The sequence below is a fragment of the Vibrio sp. Of14-4 genome (genome assembly GCF_022347625.1).
GTDB classification, from domain to species: Bacteria; Pseudomonadota; Gammaproteobacteria; order Enterobacterales; family Vibrionaceae; genus Vibrio; species Vibrio pristinus.
In genome coordinates, this window is the sequence record NZ_JAKRGI010000011.1 from 46040 (window position 1) to 66045 (window position 20006).

Here is a 20006-nt window from a genome sequence, read left to right on the forward strand (position 1 = left end):
CATTGTTGAAATTTAGTGTTTTTCGTTTTTAATACTTCTAAATTAGAGCAGGTTCACAAACAGAACTTCTCAATAAATTCAAGAATTGATTATTAATCTCAAAAATATTTTCCTGACAACATATGTCCTTATTATAAATCCAATTTAAAATTAGTTTTCCATTGGGCAGCTTATCTATATCAAGAACTAGGTCATATTTTATATAACTATCTATATACTTTTGTTGACTTATTATTTTAATCTTATCTGAAATATCTCCTTCAAAAGTTTCATCAGAAATAGCCTCATACTGGAAAACCGTTTGAAATAAATCTGGATATCTATCTGACTGATAATCTCCATTAGCTTTGACAACATACTCAATTGGTACTAAAGAGAGATCCAATGAATGTAATGACGCTTCTTTAGCCTTCATAAGAACAGTATCAAATGAATCAAGCTCTCCTATATGTACTCGAATAGGAATCATATTTACAAAACTTCCTACAGTATCTCCTAAATCGAACTGATCGCGATGGGTAAGAGACACGCCAACTATAATATCTCCCTGTTCAGTCAAGCTAGCTATAAGTTTTTGATATATTGCGAGCAAAAAAATAGATGGCGTTGTGCCTTTCCTTAACGAAAATTCTTCAACTGAGTAAGCTATGTCTAACGCTAATTCATATCTAAAGCGCCCACCACGATATGACATTTTCTTTGGTCTTTGGTTTTTAAAGAAAAGCTTATTATAGTGAGGAAGAGACTTATATGATGGTATTAACTTTTCTAAATCCGATTTATACCTTTCACTTAATATATATCGTTTATAATTTGAAACATAGTAGCTATAGGAATTAATTTCGTTTAAATTGTTATTTAAAGCACCAGATTGGATACCCTCATAAATATTTATAAAGTCACGTACAATTATCTTTTCTGAAATACAATCTCCAATAATATGATGCATACTAAACACCAATACAAAGTTATGTTCAGATGCCTTCAGTATATTTAACCTAAATAGTGGGCCACTCGATAGATCGAAAGTAGCATTGTGTATTTTCTTTACTTCAGCATGGAGATCTGTATCAACAGATATGACTCTAATAGACAATATATCATCTACCTTATAATCACCTACCTTTTTAACTATCTCCCCATTTTCTATTGGGAAAGACAGCATAAGGCCCTGATGCTTTAAACAAAGAGTATCTACCGCTTGCCTGACACAAGGAATACTTAGTTTGCCCTCAATGAATAGAGAAAATGAAGTATTATAAAGCAGCTCTAGACTAGGGATATGAGTTTGTACCCACAAGCGCCGCTGAGCAGGTGTAAGAAATTTCGTCTCTTCATCGTGCAGCTCTACAGAAAGATCCTTTTTCTCACTCATCGCCTGAACGTCAATCCATTCTGCTAACATCGAAAGCGTTGGATTATTGAATACAGCTGAGACCGGACATTCAATCTCAAACTCAGCTTTTATCTCACTGGCCAACTTCATTGCTGAGATTGAATTACCACCGTACTGAAAGTAATTCCCCTCTCTATATACAGCTTCAACAGCCAGCACATCACACCATATAACAGAAAGTTTTTCTTCGGTTGCCGTTCTCGCAGCAGTGCCAACGCTAATTGGGCTCGTTGGTGATGGGAGTTTACTTCTATCAACTTTACCATTCGGTGATATTGGGAGTTTTTGCAACTCTAATACTGAGCTTGGCACCATGTATTCTGGAAGAAATTTTCTGGCAGTATTAATCAGTTTTGTTTCATCTAGCTGATGGCCTTCACATAGCACAACATAAGCAACAATCTGCGCTAATTCCCCTGAGCCACTGACAGAAACCACCGCATCATCTACGCTCTCATTTCTTCGCAGTAATGACTCGATTTCACCAAGCTCGATCCTGAAGCCTCGCAGCTTAACTTGACTATCAACCCTTCCAAGAAACTCAAGTTCTCCTTCAGGTAGCCATCTTGCAAGATCACCAGTTTTATAAACCCGTTTAACACAGCCATCAATCTCAATGTCGACAAACCTGCTTCTCGTTAGCGCGTCCTGATTGAGGTACCCGGCAGCTATACCATCGCCTGAAACACAGAGTTCCCCTTCTGCATTGATGAACACTACTTTGTTATCTTCATCAAGGACATGCACCTGGACATTGGGTATCGGTTTGCCAATGCAGTTTACGTTGACCGTTGGTGCGTCAAAGTGCTTTGCAGTAGACCAAACACTATTTTCTGTCGGGCCATATTCGTTATAAAGAGACGTGCCTCCTAACACAGCAAAATGCCTTCCCAGTAACTCTTTAGAACTTGATTCTCCTGCCACAATCACCAGATTTAAACTAGTGAGTTTGTCTACGTTAGGTGAAGACAGCAATGCCGAATAGAGACTAGGTACACACGCAAAGTGGGTGACTTCATGTCGATATACCAAATCGATGATCTCTTCAAGATCAGGTTTCGAACTTGGTAGCACAAGCGCTGCACCAAGTGATAGCGGCCAGAAAATTCCAGTAACCGAACTATCGAAGCTAAATGATGAAAGAAGCAGATAACTAGTGAACCCAAGGTGGCCATAGAACTTATGTCTTGTTACCGTAGAGTGATATAGGTTGCTATGAGTGACCATTACTCCCTTTGGTTTACCTGTTGAGCCAGAGGTGTAAATAATGTAAGCCAAGTCACCCGGGGTCGGGCTTGAGACAGTTGCCTTTGACGAAAACTCAGAACAATCATCTTCAAGAAAAACCTTCACATCTACATTTGAAAGATCTAACCCCTCAAAAGTAGACGCCAAGACTTTGCGGTTCGTTAGTAGAATACTAGCGTTGGAGTCGGCAATTAAATATTCAATTCGATCTATTGGGTATGTGGGATCGATAGGTACATAAGCACATCCAGCTTTTAAGACTGCTAAGATACCAACAACCATCTCTAGTGAACGTTCAACGGAGATTGCAATCGGTGCCCTTTCATTCTCATCGAATTCCGGAAAAGCCTTTATTTTATGCGCAAGTTGATTTGCTCTCTCATCAAGCTGCTTATAAGTTAGGCATTGCTCCCCAATGACAACAGCTTTGGCGTCTGGCGTTGTCATCACATAGGTATGTATAAGATCTAAAACTGTTAGATTTTTGGGAAAGTCCACATATGTATCATTGAAACATGAAAGCTTTAAGCGATCTGCTGGTTTCAGTAGTACATCACTACTAATTGATGTCTCAACATCTGACATCAAAGCAGACACAAGGTGCTCATAACTCGCTATCATCTCTTCAATAGTTTCTCTTTTGAACAGATCAGTAGAGTATTCCCACTCACAATAAAAGCCTTCACCATCCTCAAAAATGCTCAATGTTAAATCAAACTGCGATGTATTATGGCTAGATTGCAGCTGCCTGACCCGAAGAGAATCATTAGAAATATCAGGCACAGGCGAATTTTGATGGATGAACATCACCTGAAACAAGGGGGTATAGCTCAATGTTCGCGGTAGATTAAGAGCACCTATCACATGATGGAATGGCACATCCTGATTCTCAAAAGACTCAAGTGAAGAAGCCTTCACTTTGTCTAAGACCTTCGAGAACGTATCTTCTTTCTCTATCTGTGTACGAATCGCTAATGTATTGATAAACACACCAACCATATCTTTGAGTTGATTATGACTTCGATTGGTGATTGGAGAGCCAACTACTAAGTCAAGAGCACCTGTATACCGATGCAAAAATGTTTTGAATGTTGCAAGGAACAACATAAATGGAGAAGCACTCGTATCCGATGAACGCTGTTTAACCTTCAATGATAGTTCCGAAGATAAGCGAGAAGTAATGGTTCCCCCTTCGAACGATTTCGCGGTAGATCTGGCAAAATCAGTTGGTAACTGAAGTGGTTCTGGCAAAACCCTATAGCAATTTTTCCAAAATTTCAGCTGAGAGTTGTAGACAGCACCATCCAACCAATTATTATACCACTCTACATAGTCGAAAAAATTAATCTCAGGTTTAGCAAGGTTAAGTCCCTTATAGGCATCAAAAAAGTCTCGCGTAATAACCCCTAAAGACCAGCCATCACTAATTATGTGATGCATTGAAAATACGATTGCTGCTCTATCTGATCCCAGGCTTAGTGTATAAACTTTAAAGAGAGGACCAGACGCTAAATCAAACCTAATGTTTGATTTTTTCTCTACCCACTCATCAACGACTGTTGGAATATCAATAACAGCTGTTGGGGCTATAGAAGTGTGCTCATGGAAATCAGTTCTATTGCATTTTCCTACGTGAATCGAGTCATCTTTATACTCGTAAACCGTTTCTAGTATTGGATGCTGTTTAATTAGTGAGCTTACAGCCCTCTTAACTGATGCTATGCATAATTCACCTTCCAGCATCAATGCCGAATGGATATTGTAAGTAGAATGCGTTTCATCCAGCCGATCGAGAAAATAAAACCGTTGTTGGGTATGGGAAGTCACTGTATTTTTTGGAGATAAGCAAGGCTCTATCTTAGATGATTTCACCTCGTTTTTTACAAAATAAGCAAGTATCTCTTCCTTCCTTTGCTTAATCTCAGCTTTAATGGTTTCAGTCATAGCCCCTGGCCTAGAGGAGAATTTGATACTCTCCCCTGCTTTCTTCAGGCTTATACCTCTCTTTGCCAACGATAAAAGATATTTGTCAGTATTTTTATACTTCATTGAATGTACCTTTTTATTCCAAGCTAAATGGCAAGAGATAAGTGTCGCCACTTTTCTCTTTTAAACAGATAAATAAAAACGGCTGCATCTATAATGTTTGCAAAACTAATAACTACAAATATCCAAACAACACCTAAATCCATATGAACAATCAACATTGCTGGTAAAGTAATATTGACCCATAACAACATTATCTTGATAAGAGCTGTGCTTTTAACTGCGCCTGCACCTCGCAAAGCTGCTGTGTAAATAAACTGTAGTCCTAGTGGGATCTGAGTCAGGCCTATAATTCGAATGTACAGTGCTGCATCCTCAATAACCTGAGGGTTATTGGTAAAAATACGAGCAAATAGTTCCGGAAACAGGACCATTCCCAAGCCTATGCTTCCCATAAATGCCGAAGTGACGACGCCTGTAATGTAAGCGGCCTGCTTGGCATCGTTATGGTTTTGAGCGCCTAAGAACTGGCTAACTAATGTGGTAGAAGCAACGGCAGCGCCAAGTCCAGGAAGAAAAGCGATACTCTCGACTCGGTAGCCAATATGAAAGCCCGCTGCAACACTCGTAGAGTAGGCCGTGATCATGGAAATAATAAATAACCAAGTCGCCTGAAAGATACCATTTTCAAAGACTGATGGGATCCCTAGAGTAAATACTTCCTTAATCATCTTTGTCGACAGCTTACAGTTAAATCTATATTGTTGCTTAACTACTACATAATATAGATAAATCAAACAACCTAGAGCTGTGGACAAAATTGTCCCAAATGCTGCACCCGTAACACCTAATGCTGGAAACCCAAACTTTCCGAATATGAATATATAGTTGAACACTACGTTAAATACTATGGTGAGTATTTTAATATTCATTGGTAACTTACTATTTCCTACTGAAGAAAAGTAAGTAAAAAACATGGCATCTAAAAATATAAAGATACAACCATATAAAATCACACCAAAGTAATCCTGACCAAGCACAGCAACTTCAGGTGTCGCTTGAAGAATGAGGTATAGTTCCTCCACAAACGGTGCTATTAACATTATTGCGATCGACAAAGGCACAACGATAAATAGTAAATTAAAAAAGGCTTGGTTTGCCTCTGCTTCTCTTCCTGCTCCTTTTAAGCGAGATATGATGATCATTCCTCCCGAAGCAAATAGGTTGTCGACCGTACCCAGTAGCGCTGAGATAAGTAGTAACCCCATACCAACGGCGGCTAATTCATTCACGCCAATGCTTCCTATCATGGCCAAGTCAATAAGTACCATCAAAACATCTAAGAAAAACTTGGCAGATGCGGGAAGCGCAATGATTAATACCTTTTTATACAATGCTGCACTATCCATTATTACTACCATCGATAACTAAAACCTTTTTCATTATAAAGTTCCTTCTTCTAATACAATTTCTTGATCAAGTTCATTGTTACTTGCATATAAAGTGAGATGCTCAATTACACAGTTGGTAATTGCATCCAACGTACTATGGTCAAAAATATCTTGTAGGTTGATACTTACGCCTAATTGAGACTTCAGTTGCTCAATAACCATAATGCCAAGCAATGAGTCGCCACCGAGTACGAAGAAATCATCTTCTGGCATGATTTCTTCGACACCGAGTACACTTCTCCATATATCGGTTAATATACGGACTACGTCTTTATTATTTGAATCGTTTAAATATGTGCCCTCATTCCACGACACTTCATCAGCTGTGATCTGCTTCGTGGTGGGACGACTCGCTTGCTCCTTTTGATTTGGATAAACCCAATGTTTTTTTCTTTCAAATGAGTAAGTTGGCAGTGGAACTCTCCGTTTCTCCTGTCCTTTATAGAATTCAGTCCAGTTGATCTTAAGCCCTTGTTGCCACGCATCTGAGACTCCTTGATATAGGACTTCTAGTTCATGGTCAGTGGATTGCATCATTAAACTAACCACTTGCTTATGCCCATGCTGTTTTATAAAGCTCGTTAATGTCCTTCCGGGGCCAACCTCTAAAAAGACAAGGGGATCACTGCTTTCTAGTAGAGACTTTATGCCTGCACTAAAGCTAACTGTATCAATAGCATGCTGACACCAATAGTCAGGATCTGTGGCAGCATCACCATTAATGAGCTTTCCAGTAAGGTTTGAAACAAACGGGATCCTAGGCTCGTTAAAAGTCACCTCATTAAGCGTTTTAACTAACTCTTCAACGACAACTGTCATAGAAGCGGAGTGAAAAGCTTTGTTTGATGGTAGTTTCTTGCTCTGAATTCCTAACCTGATTGTCGTTTCCATAAGGGACTCAATCAGTTTTTCTTCACCCGAAACGACTATCGCTTTATCAGCATTGACTGCCGCTATGGTAAGACCGTCACTCAACAGTGGAGTTAGCTCTTCCTCACCCATTTTAAGGCTAAGCATCGCCCCATCAGGAGCCTCGCTCATCAGCTTTCCTCGCTGTATGACAATCTTGATGGCATCTTCAAGTGAAAATACTCCAGAAATACAAGCAGCGACATACTCACCGAGGCTATGACCAATCATTACTCCGGGCTGTATACCAAGACGAATAAGCACTTTAGCCAAGCAATATTCGACGACAAAAAGTGAGATTTGAGTGATGCTTGTTTCATTCAAGCGAATCTGCTGTTGAGCTTGGTTACCTTCCGAGAAGATCAATGACTTTATGTTCAAGCCTGCCGTCATAGCAACAATGTCTGCACATTGGTCGAACTCAGCTCTAAAGTGGGTATTCGAGTGATACAGCTCCTGTCCCATTCCGACAAATTGGCAACCTTGACCAGGGAACATAAACACGGCCACCTGAGGTGACCTCGACACTTCTACTTGTTTAGTGCGTTCGGTGAGTTGCTCAATTGCATCAAGCTTATTTTTTGCCACTATTCCTCGTCGACAATTAAAGGCTTTCCTTCCTTGATTGAGCGTATATGCAACATCTTCTAATGCAGCAGAGGATGATTGACTCAAATACTGAGCAAGCTCACTCGACATTCTATCTACAGCCCCTTCCGTGGCAGCAGATAGGGTTAATATGCTCGTGTTATCACAAGAAGATGAGAACCACTCCGGTGCCTCTTCTAATACAACATGAGCATTGGTTCCTCCCATACCAAATGAGCTTACTCCAGCTCTTCTTGGGTGATCCTTCTTGAGCCAATCCTTGTTTTCTGTATTGACATAGAACTGAGAATTCTCAAACTCGATCTCTGGGTTGGGACGGCTAAAGTTCAAAGAAGCAGGGATGATTTTATGTTTTAAAGCAAGGCTTGCTTTAATAAGGCCAGATACACCTGCCGCTACATCTAAATGGCCCACATTTGTTTTTAATGAGCTGATTGCACAATAGTTCTTTTTGTCTGTTCTCTCCTGATAAGCCATTGACAGGGCTCTAACCTCAATCGGATCACCTAAAGTTGTACCTGTGCCGTGAGCTTCAATATATTCAATCGTTTCCGGTTCAACAGATGCCATCGCAGATACAATAGCTTGAGCTTGGCCTTTGACACTCGGAGCCGTAAAGCTGACTTTGTTAGAACCATCGTTGTTGATGGCTGAACCTTTTATCACCGCATAGATGTGATCACGGTCTTCTATCGCTTTATCTAAACGCTTTAGAAGTACAACGCCTACACCATTTCCTGACACTGTCCCAGCAGCATTCGCATCAAACGCACGACATAGTCCATCAGGTGAGCTGATCATATTTGGTCTGTATTTATAACCACATACCTGGGGGACGTTAATATGGACACCGCCAGCTAGTGCATAATTACATTCGTTAGCAAGTATCGCTCTGCACCCGTGATGGATAGCAACAAGTGAAGTAGAGCAAGCGCTTTGCACGTTAACACTAGGGCCACTTAGATTGAGTCGATACGATATCTGAGTGGTAAGGAAGTCTTTATCATTGGCTAGCCCAAGCTGAAAACTATCAAATTGATTTAGTACAGTTTCATTGCGATTAAGGTTATTGAACAAGTATGAGCTTTTACCTGTACCTGCATATACCCCAACCTCTGAGCCTATGTCATCTATATTGTAGCCAGCATCTTCAAAGGCGGCCCAAGCACTCTCCATGAGCAGTCGGCGTTGAGGATCTGTGATCTCTGCTTCTCTAGCAGACATCCCAAAGAAATCAGCATCGAACATCTCAATACCATTTAAATGACCATTAGCTCTGACATAGTCTGGATCCAGCAGTTGATTTTTGCTCACACCATTAGCCAGCAATTCTTCATCAGAGTAGAAAGCAATGCTGCTGCGTTTTTGATAAACATTTTGCCAAAGTTGATTTGGTGTCTCTGCCCCCGGAAAACGGCCAGCCAAACCAATAATTGCAATATCATCACAATCACTGCTTTCGTTGTGAACCTTTTTCAACTCGTTAGACTCGTCTTTTACGGTGAACTCACTAGCCTGGCTAGCTATTGTCGTGAATTCAAACAACTTAGTCATAGGAAATGACAAACCCAGAAGCTCTTGCAACTCATGGTGTAGCGCCACAAGTAAAAGTGAGTTTCCACCATGATCAAAGAAGTTAGTCGTTAGGTTGACGATTTTGGTATCGAGTACTTTTTTCCAGACCTCAGTGATCTGCTGCTCAAGCGCCTGATTTGTACCAGTCAGACAAGGCCTCATCGATTCGGGCTTATCTATGTTTAATGCAAGCAACGCTTTTCTGTCTGCCTTCCCATTTGGAGTCAACGGAAGTGTATCCAAGGCACAGATTCTCGTTGGCACCATGTGAGCTGGTAGCTTATGCTGCAAATACTGTTTGAGATCTCTAATTAGGTTGTCAGTTGATGAAGCTTGCCCCACAACAAATGCTACTAGGTAAGCATTCTTTTTCCCTTTATTTTTTAGGACAACGACAGTATCAGTGACCTCATCATGCTGAGAGAGAACAGCTTCAATTTCCCCTAATTCAATACGGAAACCTCGAAGCTTTATCTGACTGTCAAACCGACCCAAATATTCGATAGTTCCGTCGTTGTGCCAGCAGGCCATGTCACCGGTACGATACACTCTCTCAACCTGATCATTAACTTCAAGTTCAGTGAATGCTTTCTTTGTAAGTTCGGGCTTATTTAGATAACCGACACCAACGCCATCGCCAGCTATACATAGCTCACCTGGCACACCTATTGGTTGCTGCCCACCGTCAGTATTTAGAATGTACATTCTGGTATTCGCAATAGGCCATCCAATACGAGATTCACTATAGGTAGATATGCGCTGCGTTGGCCAATGCGTTACATCCACCGTCGCTTCGGTAGGTCCATACAAATTATGCAATACAGCCTGTGAAGAAAATGCGCTGAACTTATCGTTGAAGTCATTGATTAGAGAGCACGGCAACTCCTCACCACTACAGATAACCGTTTTTAGTTCCCGACATTTACCTAAGTTTGCGAACTTCAAGAATTCACTCAGCATAGAAGGTACAAAATGAATGTGGCTAATGCAGAACGATTGAATGACATCAGAAAGATATTGAGGATCTTTGTGCCCCTGCGGTTTAGCGAGCACTAGTCGTGCTCCTACTGTCAGTGGCCAGAAAAACTCCCAAACAGAAACATCGAAGCTAAATGGTGTTTTTTGTAAAACACTATCATACGGCTCCATAGCAAACTCTTCCTGCATCCAAGCAATTCGATTGATGAGGTTGCCATGATTGATCATGACGCCTTTTGGATTTCCTGTAGAGCCTGAAGTGTATATCACATACGCTAAGTCATTCTTATCAAGTTCAGCAGTGGTTAAGGGTGGTAGCTCAGCATAGTTAATCTGATCGAGATAAATCTTTTCACACCCCAGATCAAGGTCTAACCTTTCCTTCACCTCTGTCGTTGTCAATAGCAATTCTGAGCCACAGTCAGACAGTATGTATTGGATCCTATCTAATGGGTATTCCGGGTCGACGGGCACATAAGCACCTCCGGCCTTCATTATCGCTAGCAAACCCACAACCATCTCAAAAGAGCGGTCAACCATAATAGTGACTGGTTGACTTTTACGTACTTTGCCTTCACTACATAGCAAATATGCCAAGCGGTTGACCCGATCACTCAGCTCGGAGTAGCAGATTTCTTCTCCTTCAAATACTAATGCTGTACTAGTTGGGCTGGTTAACACACTCTCTTCAAACTGGTCAATTATGCAGCTCAAATGACTGTAGTTAGCGCTCGTGTCATTCCACTTGTCGATAAGCTGCAAAGTGCTATCAGGCAGAATGTCGAGCTCACCAATACAAACACTGTCATTAGCGATTACTGCCGAAAGCATCTTTTGGAAAGAGGCATCAATTTGTTCGATCATCGACCTATCAAACAAATCCGTCGCGTACTCCCAATCACATAGTAGGTTTCCTTCTTGGAGTGAGAGGTTGAGCGTTAAATCAAACTTAGAAACACCCGTGTCAGAGTTACTGCGTTCAACAGATGTCCCTTCAAAACTTAGTAGCGACGCATCTTGTCCATGAAAGTTAAACATCACCTGAAATAGGGGGTTGTAACTCAAGTTACGCTCGCACCCCAACTCATTTACAATGTCTTCGAAGGGAATGTTTTGGTTCGAAAATACAGACAGACATTTCTGCTTAATGTCTTCCAAGTAACAATCAAAAGACGACGCTTTATCTACGACAGAACGTATCACTAGCGTGTTAGTAAGGAAGCCAATAGTGTTTTCAAGCTCGCTAAAATGACGCGAAGAAGCAGGCACACCAACACAGATGTCTCTGTCCCCTGAGTAATGTGATAGCAGGATGTTGAAACAGCTAAGCATAGTCATATGTAGAGTGACCCGCTGGCTGTTACTCATCGTTTGCAGAGCATTTAGCTGCGATGACTCGATAACCGATATGTAATGTGCACCTTTATAGCTTTGCTTCGGTAAACGAGCCGACTTTATCGGCAAATTCAACAGCTGTGGTGCATCTTTCAACTCTTCTTTCCAAAAGTTCAATTGTTCCTCAAACTGATCGCCTATCAGATACTCACTTTCCCAGTGCGCATAGTCACTCATTGTGATCGATATCGTATCGGAAGGCAGCTCACGGCCTTTTTTGAGTCGATTATATGCAGAGCTAAGTTCTTGAGTAATGATATCAATAGATAGTGCGTCACTGATGATATGGTGAATGTTAAACATCACCAGGCTCGTGTCTTCAGATAACTTAATTAATCGCCACATACATAATGGCCCATTCGTTAAATCAAATGTCGTCTCCGTATTTTCAAAGATCAACTGATCGACAAACGTTTCATCACTATTCGAAGAGCAGTCTTGTACACGTAGGACATCTTTAGCTGTAAACTCCAATACTCGTGAACAGCATTCCCCACCTTCATAGAAAAAGACACTACGAAGGCTCTCATGTTTACGCATCAACCAATCTATGCTGATTTTCAGCAAATCCGCGTCTACTACACCACTAACCTTAAAAGCAGAGGGGACTGTGTAAAGCTGCTTATTTTCAGGTTCAATGTGATCATGAAACCACAACCGTTTCTGCGAACTGGTTGGCCTTCGAATGTCACCGCTATGCTTAACTCGTTTTAGTTTCGTCACACCAAGCTGGGAGTGCTTGTCGATATGGTTAGCTAGCTCCCCAAGAGAACTGAATTGAAAAATATCTCTCAATTGAAGTTCTACGGATAGTTCGTTTCGGACTCGACCAACCATCTGGGCAGCAACAATTGAATGCCCTCCCAGATCAAAAAAGCTATCAGAAAGTGAGATTGATAATGTATCGTCAATTGCCAATAGATCATGCCATATTTGGCTTAGTATCTGTTCGGTGCGTGATTCAGGTAAACACACTTCAGCCTCAGATCTTACTGGCTTTGGCAAGGCCTCAAAATCAACCTTCCCGTTCAACGTCAACGGGATATCTTCTACTATTTCAATTCTTGCAGGGAGCATGTAAGCCGGGAGCTTGTTAATAAGCAACTCACTTATCGACTTAGCCAGGGTGTGTTGATAGCCGTCCTTTAATACAATGTAAGCAATCAGGTAGTCGTTTAGCTGACCTGCCACCGTCACTACCACTTTTTCCACATTCTCTAAGTTTCTGATTACAACTTCTATCTCGCCTAACTCAACGCGGAAGCCTCGGATCTTGACTTGTTTATCTCGCCTACCCAAATATTCCATGTTTCCGTCGGCCAGCCACCTCACTAGGTCGCCGGTCTTATATAGGCGACCATACCCTTCTTTAATGTCATTAGGCTGTGCAAAAGGGTTGACGATAAACCTACTGTCTGTTTCATCTGACAGGTTTAAGTAACCGCTAGCTAGACCTGGTCCAGAAATATATAGCTCTCCAACTGCACCAATTGGGCTCAATTGGCCATCTCCTGAAATGACATACAGTTTTACGTTTGGATAAGGTTTGCCTATCCCTACATCGACTGGCGGCCTTACAGTCGAAAACATAGAACCGACAACTGCCTCGGTAGGGCCATATTCGTCAACGATTTTTTTCACCCCTGAACTAATACTTCGCAATGTTCCATCCGTCAGCTTCTCTCCACCAAGCATTAGTAGTGGTAGATAACCATCGAAGTCAGAGAATACGACACTAGCCACGCTTGGTGTCGTTTTGACAAAGTGAATATCGTTATCAACAAGATGCTTATGATAAGAGGGAATATCCAGTACATCCCCTGGGTAAACAAAAACACATTTTCCAGCAATAAGGGGGGCTAGTAAGGTTGTGATGGATAAATCAAAGCAGTAGTTGCCTGAAAAGTCGACGTTCTCAACGTTGGAGCCAGCGAGGTGATTGCAGCTATTGGCATAATCAAGTAGTGCTTTGTGTTGAACAACAACACCCTTTGGACGCCCAGAAGTTCCAGAGGTATAAAGTACATATGCAGGCGAGCAAGACTTCACCTCAGCAAGCTGAATATGTTCATTACCCCGCGAACCGAGCGCAATATCATCCAATTGAAGCACATTGTTTAGGGAGTACGACCCCTCAACTTTTTCCAAATGCTTGTTTTGAGTAATCAAAATTGCACTACTTGAGTCCTTCAGGATGTAATCTATCCGGCTATCATCATAATCTGGATTAATAGGTACATAAGCCATCCCAAGCTTCATGACTGCAAGTATTGATACCAGTGTATCTGTGCTCCTATCTAGCAAAATTGCAGCACGGCTACTCCTATCCTGACTACCGATTTTGTCTGCTATTATTTGGGCAAGTTCATCCGATAAAGAATCGAGATCTTTGTACGTCGTAACGGTCCCCTTTAGAGAAACCGCCGGTCTATCGGAGAAGGTGTTTACTGCCTCTTTAAATGCGTCAACAAAAGAAATATCTGCCACGCATAACACGTCAACATTGTTGCAATTAGACAGGAGAGTTGCTCTTCGCTCATCACTATTCACCGCGACGTCCGAAAGCGTAACATCAGAACTCAAAACGAACGAATCAAGGACGGTACGAAATGTTTCGCACCAATGCTCCACCATAGCTTGGCTAAAGATTGAAGTCGCATAATTAAAAGTACAGACTAAGGCTTCGCTACTATCATCCATAAATACGGTTAAATCGAACTTAGCCCCACCGCTTGCTAATGCTGTATCGAACCCAGAGAACATTTTGTTCTCTTTCATACCATTAGTCTGCAAGCTAAACATATTCTGAAATAGAGGGTGCTTAGAGTTATCACGCGGAGGATTAATACACTTTACAATTTCGTCGAACGAGAGATCTTGGTGTGTTTTTCCCTGTACAACGGCTTTTTCAACCTGATCGAAGAAATCACACAATTGCGATGTAGGACATATAGCTACCCTCAGGGGTAACGAGTTAACGAAATGTCCAACGAGTGGTTGGAGTTGGTATGAGTTTCTCTGCTCCGAAGGTATGCCAACAGAAACATCAGACTCATCAGTCAACCTCCAGATCATCACGTAAAATGCTGATAGGAGTACAGTATGCAGAGTAGTAGAGTTAGTACGCGCTAACTCACGAAGTTGGTTAGACAGTTTCTCCGTCAGCTCAAAGTTGATGTTTGCGCCACAATAGTCAAAATCGCTAGGCCGTGCAAAATCAGAGGGCAACTCCGATGTTTTGAAATTTTCAAACTGAGTCTGCCAAAAGCTCTTACTTAGCTCCTTATCATCAACCTGATTAAGCCAACAAGCGTAGTCCCCATAACTTATGTCTTGTATTGGCAGTTCACAGCTTTTGCCTTCGACCAAGCTAACGTAGATCTCTGTTAAGTCTTTGATAAATATATCAATAGATCGACCATCAAATGCGACATGGTGGAAACAAAAATGTAGGTACTCAACCTTGCCCACTTTAATGTGTATTGCTCGATATGGTACTTCGGAGTCCAAAACAAACTGTCTTTTATTCTCACAATCAATAAATTGTTGAAGCTCAGACTGACTATTTAGTGTCTTCGTTTTCAGTGAAAAAGCTTCATTTTTTCTTGATTGCGTCCATCCAGAATTAGACTTTTTAAAGACGAAGTCTAAAACGATGTGACGTTCAATTAACAGTTCAATAGCTTTCTCAAAGTTCTCAAAGTCAAGCGGAATCTTTATCTCAGCGAGTAAAGAAATATTGTAAGCACCATTTGCTATATCAAACTCATCAAGAAAAAGGATTTGATTTTGCTGCGGTACGGTAGGATAGACATCCAGGTGACTCTTTTCAATTACAGTGTGTTCTTGAACATCAATCGTCTTTGCTATTTCATGAACAGTTCGACGACTAAATATCTCTTGCAAACTAATCTCAAAATTAAACCGAGCATGATATTCTCTTATAAATATTGAAGCAATAAGTGAGTTTCCACCCAAGTTAAAGAAATCATCATTAACACCTATGCCTTCTAATTCTAATAGTTCTTCCCACAACTCAACTAAAGCGCACTCTTCTACAGTTTTCGGCGCTACATATTCCTTTTTAGAAAACTTTGGCATTGGTAATGCTCGATAATCAAGTTTACCATTTTGATTCAAAGGTATATTCTCGACTGTATTAAAGCTAGATAACAGCATATAGTCAGGCAAAGTACGAGCTAAGTAATTATTTACCTCATCAAGCAAGAGTTCTTGTTTTCCCGATACTACTGCATACGCAATTAGGTTTTTTGTACCGAGGTGTTCATACTCAGTTACGACACAGGATTGAATTTCTGGGATTTTGTAAAGATGTTTCTCTATTTCTTCCAGCTCAACCCTAAACCCTCTTATTTTCACTTGACTATCATTGCGACTAATATACTCAAGACCACCATCTTTGAGTTTTTTAACAATATCGCCAGTTTTATACATTCTTCCATTGGATTGAGTTTTCTTACTGACAAATGGATCGTCTAGAAAAACCTCATGAGTCAGTTCCGGGTTATTGATATAACCATCAGAAATTGAGTAACCGCCAATAAATAGCTCTCCAACTTCGTCCATACCGACTTGTTCACCATCAGAGTTTAGAACGTAGCAATGTTCACCTAAGAGCGGCTTACCTATGTACGTTGAGTGACCCGGCTGGTACTCAGTTCCCGTGCTCCAGACACACGTCTCTGTTGGGCCGTACATCTGTATTACTTTCTTACTAATTTGAATTAATCGCTCAAATGTTGACTCAGTACCTTTCTCACCTCCGACAATGGTCGTGATATCAGACATGCAGTTATCATTAAGATACCTCCCATCAAGCAACATTTTCCACATTGAAGGCGTTTGCTGAATGAAATCAATCATGTCGCCATAGTTCAGCAAATCATCTGTAATGTTTTCTACCGTAGATAATACAATAGTGCCGCCAGTCAAAAGGGGGATCATATACTCGGGACAAAACATATCGAATGAGTATTGGGTAATTGACAAAAAAGAAATAGGTGATCTTTCAGGAGACAGAAAAGCATGAAAATTTTGACAAAAATTTTTATATACATCTCTGTTAATCATCACACCTTTTGGGGTTCCTGTCGTTCCTGACGTGTAAATCACATAGGCGAGGTGGTTATTGACGCAACCTTCAACATTTTTATAATCTTGTTTGCTGAGTTCATCCAATGAACATTCAATAACATTATATTTATTTAATAATTTATTAATCCTATCTGCATCATTGATGTTACAAATAATCAAATCCGAACCAGTATTATCTAGAATATATTTCACTCTATCTTTAGGTAAAGATTTATCAATTGGCACATAAGCAGAGCCTGCTCTTAATACGCCAATCATAGCGACGATCATTTCGACACTTCTTTCCATTAACAGCGAAACAAAAGTTCCACCTTGAACTGGTTGATTGTTATTCGATTGATGCTTTTTGTTGATTTTGGCGGCTAAGCTCGCACTGTATTTATCCAACTCGCGGTAGGTCAGTTTTTCTCCGTTACATATTACCGCAATATTTTCTGGGTTTATCTCTACTTGTTTATTTATAAAGTCAATTAATTCCATTTAACCACCCAACTATTCGCACTAACACGATATGCAACTTAGAAAGTAGAACTAAAATGCATCAAACCAAGGTGTATTTCAATAGGCTTGACAGTTTCAAGATATTACCCTTGATTTAGGTCAAAGATATTCGGGTACGGTTGATCTGCTTTAATCCAACAGGACACTTTAATAAAGGAATATAATCCTACTATTGAGGTGACTATGACAAAACGAAAAAACAGAAGTTATACCGATGAATTTCGGCGAGAAGCGGTGGCGTTGATCACTGAACAAGGCTACAACGTTTCAAAGGCAGCAGCCTCTTTGGGTGTAACAGACAAGCTTCTTTACAACTGGAAAGCGAAATTTGAAGCTGAAAAATCTGGTTCAGTGCTCTCTGCTGACGAACGAGCAGAGTTAATACGACTACGCAAGGAAAACAAAGAGTTAAGGATGGAAAAGGACATCCTAAAAAAGCCAGTGCCCTGTTGCTAAAGGAAACCAAGTAGCCTTTGAGACGATTAAACAACTGACTTCTGATTATCCTGTTACTCGTTTATGTAACAGCTTGAATGTGAGTCGCTCAGCCTATTATGCGTGGTTGAAAAGGCCACCTCAGCGAATAACACAAGAGCAGTTATATCTATATCATAGAGCAAAGGCGATATTCAAAGAAAGTCGACGTAGTTTAGGTTATCGAGAGCTGCGAAAACGGTTGTGCAATGAGGGCTTTAAAGTCAGTGACTATGGCACACAAAAGCTGATGAACCAACTGGGCCTTGTCGTCACACAACGTATGACGTACAAAGTGACCACAAAACGCAAGCATAGTGATACGGTCGCCGATAATTTGCTTAACCAAAACTTTAATCCAGTAGCACCAAACCAAGTTTGGGCTGGTGATGTGACGTATTTAAGGTTGGATGTATCTAGCCATCGTTATGGATTTATATTCACGGCGCATTGTGGGATGGCATCTTGATAAACGTATGACCACGGATTTGGTGAGCAAAGCGATGATGAAAGCCTATAACCTACGCCAACCACGTAAAGGCTTGGTGTTTCATTCAGACCGAGGGTCACAATATACCAGTAAACGATATCGCAGTTTACTGGCTAACTATGGAATAAGAGCCAGCATGGGTGATGTTGGAGCGTGTGGGACAATGCGGTAGTTGAACGGTTCTTTGGTAGTCTGAAGCATGACTGGTTGTTAAAAGTACCGCAACCAACGCGAGAGAACATGAAAAATGATGTTTCAGCTTATATGCGATATTACAATTTAGATAGGTTACATACGACTAACGGCGATATGTCACCGATCGACTATGAAAAGTCCTTTAGAAAAGTGTCCTGAAAAAGTTGCGCAGAACAGTATACAAAAATAAGTAAAACTTAGACAATCTAAGTTATCGAAGGATTTAAGAGAAATGAATCGTCTGTGGAAGACAACCCGATACCTATACGGCTTAAACAAGCTCGGAAACATGCCAAAATTACCCAGAAAAACTTGGGGATAATGATCGGTATGGATGAGAGCTCTGCAAGCGGCCGAATGAACCATTACGAAAAAGGGCGGCATACACCGGATATCAGCACATTAAGAAAAATGGCTGATGCTCTTGGCGTTCCGTTGAATTACTTTTTTTGTGAAGATGAGGCATCTGCTGAGTTAGCGACGGCAATTTCAAAACTATCCGAAGAACAGAGAAATCACGTGCTTAATTTTATTCATAATCTTTCAAAAGAAGGATAGATAAAATTTTAAGATGAGAGTCATGACATAGTGTTGTAAGTTGACCACTGTTCATTTCAAGTAGAAGATGAGCAATCTATACTGTCTGGAGTAGAATTTTTCTTCTGACAATTAACAAAACACTAATGAGGCTTTTTGAGCTTAACGAATCTTTTCGTTAGATTAGTGGTTGGTGCAGCGTAACGAGGAAAAGCGTCATTTTTGTAAAGGATTTATCGACAACAATCATCAAAAATAACCGTTTTTTATATATTACTTACAAATTGGTTCTTTTTTGTAAAGCGTAAGTGCGACAATATTAATATAAGATACTGTTTTATATTTAAATTTAACAAAAACACTTACCACTTACCCTTCAATTCCCGTATTTAATACCGAAAGAACAAACGAAGTTAATAGCTCAAGGGATAGAGAAGGGTATTGCTCAATACAAAAAACAACAAAAAGAAAAAGCACGCCAAGCAGACAAAGCCAAAAAGAAAGCAAGGAAAGCCCAACAAACTCAACTTGAAGTAGAGCCCGATATGCGGCCCGAGAGTCCTCTCTCGGCTACTAACCACACAAGGTTTCCTTTTATCCCTTGGACCCTACTTGTTGTGAGCTGGCTAGGCTTCATTTTTTATGCAGTAAAGCTCTAATCTTAAAAAGGCAATGTGCTTATCACCCTTTTGCAAACTACGCATTGAACCCCAAGCTTGTTTCTATATCTGTTCGTCTATCTGACACCCACTGGTAATCAAAAGGGCCCCAGTTAGAAAGTTGATAATAGCCGTCATTGTGGCGGCGTCCATCTTGAACAAATTTCAGCTCGATACCAATTCCGGGTAATGCTTTAAGAACATCTTGAATCGTGCGACGTGGCCAGCCCGTACTTTCAATAAGTTTTGGGACATTAGGCCTATCAAGATTTTGCACCAATAATGCTAAATATAAGCGCCTTGCGAAAATAGGACTCAACTCCATTGACACCTCCTAACAAATAAACAAGATCATTATTTCTGTTTTGAAGACTCATGCGTTGCGTTCGATCAATAACCACTCCATCACCAAAGATTGAATGCATGTTTTGCGTAGACAAAATAGTTTGCTCACACTTTTGTCTATATTGATACTTCCTGCTAGGATG

The 20006-nt window shown here is 40.7% G+C and carries 6 protein-coding genes and 1 pseudogene; 3 read left to right on the forward strand and 4 right to left on the reverse strand.

All coding sequences use genetic code 11. From position 1 onward, the window contains the following. Positions 1 to 37 precede the first annotated feature (37 nt). The 3 genes from MHN79_RS12440 to MHN79_RS12450 are packed head-to-tail and all read right to left on the reverse strand — an operon-like array spanning position 38 to position 17142. Positions 38 to 4693 (reverse strand): non-ribosomal peptide synthetase, encoded by a 4656-nt coding sequence (locus tag MHN79_RS12440; protein ID WP_239173151.1) that lies wholly within the window; start codon positions 4691 to 4693, stop codon positions 38 to 40. A 23-nt stretch (positions 4694 to 4716) separates the two neighbouring features. Beyond that, the gene (locus MHN79_RS12445) at positions 4717 to 6039 is read right to left on the reverse strand and encodes an MATE family efflux transporter (RefSeq protein ID WP_239173152.1); all 1323 of its coding nucleotides are present in this window, start codon (positions 6037 to 6039) and stop codon (positions 4717 to 4719) included. Between the two features lie 33 nt (positions 6040 to 6072). Then, a complete protein-coding gene (locus MHN79_RS12450; protein WP_239173153.1) occupies positions 6073 to 17142 on the reverse strand; it encodes a non-ribosomal peptide synthetase/type I polyketide synthase in 11070 nt (3689 codons plus the stop codon). 204 nt (positions 17143 to 17346) lie between these two features. Between MHN79_RS12450 and MHN79_RS12455 the strand changes: the two are divergent. The 3 genes and pseudogenes from MHN79_RS12455 (at position 17347) to MHN79_RS12465 (ending at position 19518) form a co-directional block, all read left to right on the forward strand. After that, positions 17347 to 18481, forward strand: a pseudogene (locus tag MHN79_RS12455) (IS3 family transposase). 84 nt (positions 18482 to 18565) lie between these two features. Next, entirely contained in the window at positions 18566 to 18880 is a 315-nt protein-coding gene (locus MHN79_RS12460) for a helix-turn-helix transcriptional regulator (protein ID WP_239173154.1), read from the forward strand. Positions 18881 to 19251: 371 nt separating this feature from the next. Then, positions 19252 to 19518 (forward strand): DUF2956 family protein, encoded by a 267-nt coding sequence (locus MHN79_RS12465; protein ID WP_343283930.1) that lies wholly within the window; start codon positions 19252 to 19254, stop codon positions 19516 to 19518. Positions 19519 to 19555: 37 nt separating this feature from the next. On the opposite strand, the gene MHN79_RS12470 is transcribed toward MHN79_RS12465, so the two are convergent. Further along, positions 19556 to 19843: a helix-turn-helix domain-containing protein gene (locus MHN79_RS12470; RefSeq protein ID WP_239173155.1), complete on the reverse strand. Its 288-nt coding sequence runs from the start codon at positions 19841 to 19843 to the stop codon at positions 19556 to 19558. Between the last annotated feature and the right edge of the window lie 163 nt (positions 19844 to 20006).

Coding starts and splice junctions, on each gene's coding strand:
- MHN79_RS12440 (WP_239173151.1), bottom strand. CDS start 4,693: ATGAAGTATAAAAATACTGACAAATATCTTTTATCGTTGGCAAAGAGA.
- MHN79_RS12450 (WP_239173153.1), bottom strand. CDS start 17,142: ATGGAATTAATTGACTTTATAAATAAACAAGTAGAGATAAACCCAGAA.
- MHN79_RS12470 (WP_239173155.1), bottom strand. CDS start 19,843: ATGGAGTTGAGTCCTATTTTCGCAAGGCGCTTATATTTAGCATTATTG.
- MHN79_RS12445 (WP_239173152.1), bottom strand. CDS start 6,039: ATGGATAGTGCAGCATTGTATAAAAAGGTATTAATCATTGCGCTTCCC.